Origin of the sequence: Microcoleus sp. S28C3 (assembly GCF_036700785.1) — a bacterium.
Classification (GTDB): domain Bacteria; phylum Cyanobacteriota; class Cyanobacteriia; order Cyanobacteriales; family Microcoleaceae; genus Microcoleus; species Microcoleus asticus.
Window position 1 is genome coordinate 1 of sequence record NZ_JAUBPO010000112.1, and the last position, 9,199, is coordinate 9,199.

Here is a 9,199-nt window from a genome sequence, read left to right on the forward strand (position 1 = left end):
AAGGAGCCCCCGAATTTATCCGTGGGGTCAATGCTTCAATTCTTTAATCTAAAATCTAAAATCTCAAATCGATTGACAGATTCAGCGTAACACTCATTTAACCTCAAAAAAAAGTAAGGACACGGCACTGCCGTGTCCTTACAACTCTAACCTGGAATTAACCGAATTCGCGATTACTTAACAAACAGCATTTCTTGATAAGTAGGCAGCGGCCACAAATCATCAGCCACTTCACCTTCCAGAGCATCCGCATACTTGCGAACCTCATCCATCAAAGGACGAATTGTTTGCGAAGCATACTGCATATGGTCTTCGGTCGAAGCAAAATCGTGCTTGCTCAAAGCAGCACTCAATTTGCTCGCAGTATCCATCATGGATTTAAGCAGCACCGCTACTTTTTCGGCACTTTCCTTGGACAGTTCAATCCCAATCTCTTTCAACTTAGAAATAGCCCCGGAAAGTTCAGCTAAATACCTCACCGCTGCCGGGTAAATGATGGTTTTTGCCATGCTTGATACCAGTTTTGCTTCGACTTCAATGGCCAGCAAATACTGCTCTGCATAAACGTCATAACGGCTTTCCAATTCAACGGGAGTCAGAACACCTGTCTTTTCAAACAAGTCTTCAATGTATCCTTCCTTCAACACGGGCAAAGCATCTGCCGTAGTCCGCAAGTTAGCTAAACCCCGTTCCTCAACGGCCATTTTGTGCCATTCTTCCGAATAGCCGTTGCCGCCAAATACAACCGCACCGTGCTCGTCCATCACTTCTTTGAGAATTGTTTGGATGGCAGCATTCAGTTCAGTTCCGTTAGCCAAATCGCTTTCTAATTTGTTAGCAATCCAGTCCAAAGAATCTGCAAGAACTGTATTCATCGCCACCAGCGGGCCGGAAACAGACTGACCGGAACCTACTGCACGGAATTCAAATCGGTTTCCAGTAAAGGCAAAGGGCGAAGTCCGGTTTCTGTCCCCAGCATCCTTCATGAAAGTAGGCAGTGTTTCTACACCTAAGTTCATAATTCCCCGATCTTGAGAGTCCTTAATTTCTCCCCGGCTAATTTGCCCGAAGATATCTTCTAATTGCGAACCCAAATAGACAGAGATAATCGCTGGCGGAGCCTCATTTGCACCCAATCGGTGGTCGTTGCTGGCAGTCGCAACTACGGCGCGCAACAGCGACCCGTATTTGTGAACTCCGCGAATCACAGCGCCGCAGAACACTAGAAATTGTATGTTCGAGTGCGGTGTATCGCCGGGGTCTAATAAGTTTCCTTGGGTGGCATTGCCGACCGACCAGTTGACGTGTTTGCCAGAACCGTTAATGCCGGCGAAAGGCTTCTCGTGCAGCAAACACATAAAACCGTGTTTCTTCGCAGTGTTGCGGAGAATTGTCATGGTTAATTGTTGGTGGTCGCTGGCGACGTTTGCTGCTTCAAAAAATGGTGCAATTTCAAATTGACCGGGAGCTACTTCGTTGTGGCGAGTTTTGGCAGGAATGCCCAGGCGGTACATTCTTTCTTCTACTTCCTGCATGAAAACTTGAACGCGCTCTGGAATTGCTCCAAAATAGTGGTCGTCAAATTGCTGACCTTTGGCAGGAGGTTTACCGAAAAGGGTGCGACCTGCTAACAGTAAATCGGGGCGGCTGTTGGCGAAATTGGAATCTATCAGGAAGTATTCTTGTTCGGCACCGCAACTGGAATTTACCGGGGCAACTTCGGTATTTCCTAACAGCTTTAACACTCTGGTTGCTGCTTTGTTCATGGCAGCAATGGAACGCAAAAGCGGCGTTTTCTTGTCTAAGGCTTCACCTGTCCAAGAGATGAAAACAGTAGGAATGCACAATGTCATGCCGTTGTCTGTTTCCATGACATAAGCAGGGCTGGTGACATCCCAGGCTGTATATCCGCGAGCGGCGGCGGTAGAGCGAATGCCGCCGTTGGGGAATGACGAGCCATCGGGTTCGCCTTGTACGAGAACTTTGCCGGCAAATTCTGAGATGACGGAGCCGTCGCCTTGGACTGAGATGAAACCGTCGTGCTTTTCGGCGGTGCCGTTGGTGAGCGGGTAAAATACGTGGGCGTAGTACAGCGCTCCTTTGGAAATAGCCCAATCTTTCATGGCTACTGCAACTACATCAGCTACTGACTCGTCGAGTTTTTTGCCTGTTTGAACGGTGTTTTTTACTGATTTGAAAATACTTTTGGGCAGACTTTCTTGCATTTTGCTCAGACTAAAAACGTCTGTTGCCCACATATCTTCTAGCCGCTTGGGAGGCCGGGCAGGCATCAGTTTGCGGTTAACGATTTGAGAAATTGCTTGAACGCGGGATTCGTTTCCACTCATGGTTATTTTTATTGGTATTTCGGGACAAGTAGTTGAGAAAAAATAGATGTTAGCAAAAGTTTAACGATTGACGAATATTTTGGATTTACCCAACGTTTTTTGTCAAAGCTAACTTTTGGGAGAATGCCCTTTTTGGCAGGCTCTAAAAGATTGGAAGTGCGAGGCTCAATCACTTCGCCGTCCACCGGGCGTGATAATCCAGTGTGAGATGCGGTTGGATTTCGGTTATTAGCAAGAAAATAGATGGTAAGAGCCTGTACTAACTTGAGTCAACATCATAGATGTCTGCGTTGCACAGATTTAGTAACTAATCTTCACCCTGGTCAGCTCAATAATTTTGTGCGAATCAATTCCGATGAATTCAGGTCAAAACTACTTATGGTTTTTAACGGTTCGACGATCGATAAATCGCAGTCCAGCAAACAACGCACTCGTTTAGGGGTTTTGAAGAATTATGGAGAGTACACAATCTACACTTGGAGAGTTTAAACAATCATTAACCAAATGAATGTATCCTAAGCTACAGAATTTTATGTTTTTTTCAGAAAGGCCGATCGCACCGATCGCACACAACCGCAGGATTTCAGTGTAACAGGACGCTGGCGGCTGAAACCGATCGGGGCGATCGTACATTGACAGGACTTACCCAGGGATACTATATATAGTGTGGCAAGAAAATGATCTCGCTTTGACGTTGCTGAATTCGGGTATGAAATTTGTAGGGGCAATCCCCCCGCAGTTGCTCCACCGCTGACGGGGTAAGCTTTGATTCAGCAGCGCCGCACAACTTTATCGGCGCAGTAATGGCGATTTCTATGAATTTAAAATCAAGAGATTTAGAGCAATAGTTCAGACAGTTTGAGGCGCCGTTTATTGAGCATAAATGAGTAAATTTTAAACTTTTATTTAACTCGTTGATAATCCGAAGACTTCAGAGAATGAGCCAAAAAGCGTTCTGTGTAGTACAAAGCTAATTGATTGCTCGGCCCATTAAAAACTGCATCAAAGGCGTGTTCAGCCCAAGGAATTTCGAGCAAAATAGCCCGATCGCCCGTGGCTCGCAATCGTTCGTAGAGCGATCGACCAAACTTAGCTTGAACGATATGGTCGCGACCTGCATAAACCAGTAGAGAAGGGGGAAGATTCGGTTTAATATAATTGATGGGAGAAGCCCGACGGTAAAGCTCGTTGAGTTCGTCTGGGGTTCCTCCCAGAAAGGCACGCAAGACGGCTCGAACATTTATGGCATCAGGAAAAGGTGGGTCATTGTATCCCCTGCTCAGGTCATTTGGCCCGTAATAGTTCACCACTGCTCGAACTGGAAGCACACTTGAATCAAAAGCAGTTAGCATTGCTAAATGGGCACCTGCCGATCTTCCCATCAAAGCAATTCGATCGAGATCGATTTCCCAATCAGCAGCATGAGTTTTGATATAGGAAAGAGCGGCTTGTACGTCCTCAATCTGAGCAGGAAATCGATACTTGGGAGCGTGGCGGTAATCAATTGCAACCACACAATAGCCTTGGGCTGCCATATAGCGGCTGAAGTCCTCATTGGAAGCGGCATTGCCTCTCTGCCAAGCTCCCCCGTAGAGGGTGATAATCGTCGGATATTTGCCAATTTGCATCGGCCGATAAAGGTTTAGTTGCAGTGAAACTCCGTCAGGGTTGGCAAATCCAATAGCCCGATCGATCCTAACGTCTCTAATCGGAATTCCTCGGAACGCATCTGCGAGGATAAACGGTTGAGGGCGTAGCTGCGCGCGATCGGCTTGAGGAACGGCTGCTAAATAGTTTTCCCCTAGAACTGCTTGCATTTGGGTAGCTATCGCTGCATTGGCTGCTGGGAACTGAATCAGTGGAAGCAGGCCCAGGATTAGGGCAAACAGGTTACAAATTGACAAAATAATGTAGACTTTGCTTTGATGCCGTCGGAGCAGGTTCAGCAGAAGGGCGATCGTATTGATACCGACCAACCAAGGACTGATTTCTGGTGCTCCCACCGCCAAAGGGTACAGGAACATCGTGGGTGCTGGTACGATGACCCAGAGACTGATAAATAGTGCGATCGCACTCAGGAACCAAGGGATAAATTGCGATACTAAGAACGCTGCTAATAAGGGTAACTTTTTGCGGTTCTTCTTGTGGGTCATCGGATTTTCGCAGCCTAATTTTTCATCAGTTTAAACTAATATCATTGTCCTAAGATAGGCTAGAATGATAGTGAGACTTTAACAAATATTGCCTCAAAGTAGATTACCAAAAAGCATTGATTTAACACCTAAGTCGTTAAAAATAATTTAATCGCCTTGCGCCACAAACAGGATAAATCTTTCGGAAACAAGTTCTTACATCACTATGGCATAAATTTTGAGAATTGGAAGTACATTTTAGATTCAAGCATTAGCTATAGCAATCCTCGCATTATTTGTGAATTTCTTACTCCCTCCCCTTGGCAAGGGGAGGGTTGGGGTGGGGTAAAAATTTACGACTCCTGCAAGGATTGCTATATGACTGATGACTATCGGGTTTGAACCTTTTCTAGAATTGCATTTTTTTGGAACTGGTAAGCTAAGGCACATCTAAATTTTATAGTCAAGTGTGATGAAATTATTGTGCGTATCTTACTCGCACCCCAAATACAATTTAGATGCCGGACTGCTGATCGACAGCCCTAATTCTGTTGAATTAGGTGGAGCAAATTATAATCTGCGGCAAGAGCTTTTTTAGCGGTTAAAATGAATAATATAAACTGCCGATGTGACAGTGCTATAACTTTTATTTTTTAACGGCACGAGGTACAACCAGATTCCAATTTACCTGAGAAACACCGTACAAAATAAAATTATTCAACATTCCGTAAGCATCCCCGCAATTATAGCTTTTAGCCTCAACACATTTGCGATCGGCATTCTGATTGACAGCCACAAAAATATCAACTCCATCCGGCAACACACCCGCATACATCTTTAAATTAGCAAAATCATCAAGGATGCGACCGTTATCATCAATCGGCGGCAATTTCCACTCTTTCGGATTGTTATTTCCCCCTAACTGGATTGCCCAAGCATGAGTACCGTCTAGCGCTCCGTTGTGGGCAGTATATCGATTCCAAACCTGATTTCGCTTTTCTCCGATGCGCGGGTTATTCTCATAACCGCCCACCCAATATTCTGACATAAATTTGAGAAAAACTTCAGCTTCTGCAGCAAGCGAACCAGTACCAGGACTCAAATCAGTGTTTCTGCTGCTAAACGGAACTTGGCTTAAATTCCAAGACCAATTTATTCTCCCCGGCTTCGGATTTACCCAAGTAGAAAAATCGCAGAAGCTACCCTTCCAGATGCAGTGCGGTCGCTTCAAATCCCATCCTTGACCATAGTAATTTTTCCCGTTCCAATGCCGTTTTTTCGGCTCGCGATCGCCAATATTTTCTACTTCTTGGCTCATGAAAATTCCCCGGTTAGCCGCAGTAGGAATTCCTAAGTCAGTTTTGAAGAAAACCTCCAAAGCCGAACCTTGATGAGTTGCTGGTTTACCCATTTTAGCAGCATAGCTCCCGGAAGCCACCAACTGCTGCAAAATAATCGTAGGAAATGCCGGACTGGTATTGGAATAGTGATATTGACCGAGAGGATACTGAAGGCATCGCCCTGCCAAAACCTGCATAGTTTCTGCTAAAGTAGGACTCGGCAAAAAATAGCCTGCGCTAGCAGAAATGCCGAGTTGATTTTTTGCTGAACTGACAGATTTGCTGCCCCATTCGCTGACAAGTAGCTGTTCTTGTGATTGGAAATCGGCTGCTGTTTTCAGATTGCGAAGCACTGGCAAATTTGCAATCATATCTTGACCGTATCTGGGCGCGCTCCGCTGAAGTCCCGATCGGTGCGACAAAAAATGTCCGAGGGTGACGTTTTGCCACTGTTTTTCGGCTAATCCCGAGTTAAGATTGGCGCAATTACTGTCTTTAACTGCAACGGGAAATTTGACTTTTCCAGAAAATACGGCGTGCAATTTTTCAGGGATAATCGCTACTGGATATTGCTTGTTTAAACCGGGAATTAGCGGCGGATAATGCTGGGGGTCGAACAATTTCATCCCTTCAATTTGGTCGTCAGTCAGTTCTAAGCCTGCCCGATCGCGCGCCGTCTGTTTAAGCGCCCAGCGCGCCATTGCAAAGGTAACAGGCTTGCTGATACTGCCCATACGCATGGGGGTATCTGCTGCGACTGGGGGAGCTAGAGGAGCCTGCATATCGTCGCCGCAAGCCGGATTCCAGTTATTAGTAGGTCTGCCTTTCATGCGGCCGAGACCCCACACACCGACGGGTTGACCTTTAACAGAAACACCGAGTACGGCCGCACCGACGCAGCGGTGGCGCATGAATTCTGTCAACGATTGCAAAATCGGCTGGAGTTGCGCGTCGCCGCTACCGCTAACGGGGATATTTTCTTGCGCTAAAGCTGTGTTGTTGTTGGACTCGGAAAGCTTTCCCAAGCCTCCTATGAGGATAGCTGAAATCAAGGTCAAAGTTGTGCAGACAAGTCTGTTGATTTTTTGGCGATGATTCGCAATTTTCATGATAACAAACTCCCGATTTTTAAAAGTAGGGCGGTGCTCTGCTGCCCGCCCTTTGACAGCGATAATTAAGGCTATTGAGGGATAGGAGGGGCGGATAAGAATACTTGATTTGGGTTGACATTAGTTAAGTTTGTGCTTTGTACAACGCCAATCAAATTATCCTGGTAGAAGATACCAGTATCTTGAACATTGTTGCCGTTCCAATCGCCAGTTTTGAGGGAATAGCCGTCCGCTAAATTACCTTTAATTTGGATTTTATCTTGACCTAAACTAAAATCCGTAATAGTAGCATGGCCAGTTCCCAGGTAGTAAACGTTATTAACGTTGCCGAGTACAAAGGTGTCTGTTCCCGCGCCGCCGGCGAGAGAATCGGATTCGCTACCTGCGCCGATACCGTTACCAGCCCCAGAAAAATTAGCACCGTCAAGATAATCGCTGCCGTCGCCGCCGATGAGATAATCTTTGCCGCTTCCTCCGAATAGATAATCGTTGTGCAACCCTCCCGATAGGGTATCTTTACCGCTGCCTCCGTATAGGAAATCTTCGCCAGCTTCGCCGTATAATTTATCGTTGCCGGCGTCGCCATTTAACTTGTCGCTGCCGAAGCCGCCGTAGAGGATGTCATCTCCGCCGCCGCCGAACAATTGATCGTTGCCTTGATAGCCGTAGATTGTATCATTTGCAATCTGAATTTGACCTTGACCGTCGATCGTCGAATCCTTTCCAACTAAGGATTTGTGGAATTGACCGTTGCCGTTGACAGTGTTGTTGTCGTCGAATTGAGTACCGTTGATAACTGATGACATTTTTGTTGCTCCTTTTTGTTGTGGACTTGGTGCAATAGCAATTGCGACCCAAGCAACTTGTTCTATGTAAACCAGTTTCTTCTCAAATCGAGTGAGCGACAATGGGAATAAAATCAGGTAATTTAAAAGCCTAAAAAAAGGTGTTTGGCAACGATGTATCCGAAAAAATCAGGTCCTCAAAATATTAAAGTTGGAAAAAGTCAGGTGGGCGATCGTAATTTTTAGGTCAGGACTTACGCACTCTCACCAAAGAAACCTGGTTTTTTACCGAATCAGCGGGTCACAACCTGCGTATTTTCGTAAAAAAACCAGGTTTCTGAACCCCCAAGCGCAACTACAAACAAATTTTAATATCCTAGTTGTGTAAGTCCTGATACGTTATTGAGAGTAGCTAAAATTTGACCTGTTGCTGTCAAGCGGATTAAGGTGTCGCTGTTGGCTTGAGTAATTGACAGTTGAGAGGAAGTCAAACCTGTACTAAGGGCGATCGCATCTTTTCCGGGTTCAAAATCTAGAATGGTATCCGTCCCTGAATCTGCCCAAAGCAGAAAACGATCGTTCCCACTTCCTCCAATTAAAAAATCATCTCCCAAATCGCCGCTTAAAAAGTCGTCTCCCGCTCCCCCAAATATGGTATCATTGTCTTTTCCTCCCCAAATCGTATCATTTCCTTCACAGCCATCAAGTAGGTCGTTATTTTTATCACCCAACAGAGTATCGTTGCCACCGCCACCACAGGCAGTATCGTCACCTAAATTTCCCAACAGAGTATCGTTGCCTTCACTGCCTAAAATTAAATCTCTATCCTTACCTCCCCATAAGAAATCGTTTCCTTTGCCCCCATCTAAAAAATCCGAGTCTTCGTTGCCGTGAATGAAGTCGCTATCTTCTCCGCCATCGAGGGAATCTTCTCCTCGATTTCCAAATAATCTATCTCTTCCTTCATTACCAAGAATAATGTCTTGATTCTGGCCACCAAAAAGCAAGTCATCTTCGGTTCCACCAGAGATAAACTCGTTGCCTTCGTTACCGTTTAAAAAGTCATTTCCTTCGCCGCCAAACAGGTTATCGTTACCTTCTTTTGCCTGGAAATAATCCTCGCTGCTGCTGCCGTCGAATGTCTCATTGCTAGCAGTACCTGTGAGGGGTAGATCGATCGCACTATTCACAACTACCTTTTCTACAGGATTGGGTTGGTTGAGATTTGGGAGGGATAGAGAGTTACAGAGGCAATCTTCTGTCGGAATTTCTGTCGGTGTCGGAGTTGGCGTTGGCGTTTCTGTCGGAATCGGTGTTGGAGTTGGCGTTGGCGTTTCTGTCGGAATCGGTGTTGGTGTCGGAGTTGGCTTTGGTGTGGGAGTTGGCGTTGGCGTTTCTGTCGGAATCGGTGTTGGAGTTGGCGTTGGCGTTTCTGTCGGAATCGGTGTCGGTGTCGGTGTCGGAGTTGGCGTTTCTGTCGGAATC

Annotated in this window: 5 protein-coding genes; all 5 read right to left on the minus strand. The window is 46.0% G+C overall.

Annotation, left to right across the window (positions count from 1 at the left end; all coding sequences use genetic code 11):
• Positions 1-173 precede the first annotated feature (173 nt).
• The gene (locus QUA13_RS26420; RefSeq protein ID WP_333203312.1) at positions 174-2,348 is read right to left on the minus strand and encodes a glutamine synthetase III; all 2,175 of its coding nucleotides are present in this window, start codon (positions 2,346-2,348) and stop codon (positions 174-176) included.
• Between the two features lie 902 nt (positions 2,349-3,250).
• Complete coding sequence (locus tag QUA13_RS26425) at positions 3,251-4,501, minus strand: alpha/beta hydrolase (protein ID WP_333203314.1); 1,251 nt, start codon at positions 4,499-4,501, stop codon at positions 3,251-3,253.
• A 625-nt stretch (positions 4,502-5,126) separates the two neighbouring features.
• Positions 5,127-6,929, minus strand: a complete 1,803-nt coding sequence (locus QUA13_RS26430) for a serine hydrolase (protein ID WP_333203316.1) — start codon at positions 6,927-6,929, stop codon at positions 5,127-5,129.
• A gap of 71 nt (positions 6,930-7,000) precedes the next feature.
• The gene (locus tag QUA13_RS26435) at positions 7,001-7,735 is read right to left on the minus strand and encodes a calcium-binding protein (protein ID WP_333203318.1); all 735 of its coding nucleotides are present in this window, start codon (positions 7,733-7,735) and stop codon (positions 7,001-7,003) included.
• Between the two features lie 347 nt (positions 7,736-8,082).
• The coding region (locus tag QUA13_RS26440; protein WP_333203321.1) for a calcium-binding protein at positions 8,083-9,199 on the minus strand (1,117 nt) is incomplete at its 5' end.